The 621-nt window shown below is 49.9% G+C and carries 1 protein-coding gene; it reads right to left on the bottom strand.

The genetic code is table 11. The features are described 5' to 3' along the window. The coding region (locus ULO1_RS14020; RefSeq protein ID WP_200806977.1) for a hypothetical protein at nt 1–479 on the bottom strand (479 nt) is incomplete at its 3' end. Nucleotides 480–621 lie beyond the last annotated feature (142 nt).

Raw genomic sequence — 621 nt, 5'->3', positions numbered from 1 at the left:
TTTAAGGCCTCCAGGTCCACCCATGGCGCAAGCGGCACGTCGTTAACTTGCATCTCGCCGGAGATAATGGCCTGCACTGCGCAGATTTCTCCGACAGCTTCTTTAAGCGACTCCGGCGGTTCTAACTCCAGTTCACGATAGTGTCTTAAAAGGTGCCTTGCCGCCTGGCGCTTCTGCGGTGTAAGGTTAGGTTCACTCCTTGCTCCGGCCAGGGCAGCTGCTGCTGCAATTAAACCTGCCCGGTTAAGCACGATTGAGCCATCATCTCTGATTTCGTGGTGAGGCCCCCAGCAATCAGCCTGGGTTAAGTTTTTGTTTATCTCAGCTTTAACTACAGCGTAAACCTCTCGTATTGCCGATGTTATTCCCTCAGCGCCTTCTTCCAGCCCTTGCTTAAGAATCTGCCATATACGAGATTTGTCTACTTCCTCCCATGCTTTATTGCTCACGGTATCGGTAATCGTAAACTTTTCTGGCATTTTCCCAGTTCACCTCCTTTCACAGACATAAGAAAAGCGCCTTGGCTTACGCCTCAGCGCTTGTTAACAAATTGCCCTGTTTTCATATCCCGCACTACTAATTTCTGATGAACTGGATGCACTTCAATCCTCTTTGCCGGCG

This window comes from Carboxydocella sp. ULO1 (assembly GCF_002049255.1).
Lineage (GTDB): Bacteria > Bacillota.
This window is presented reverse-complemented; position numbering and strand designations above follow the sequence as displayed.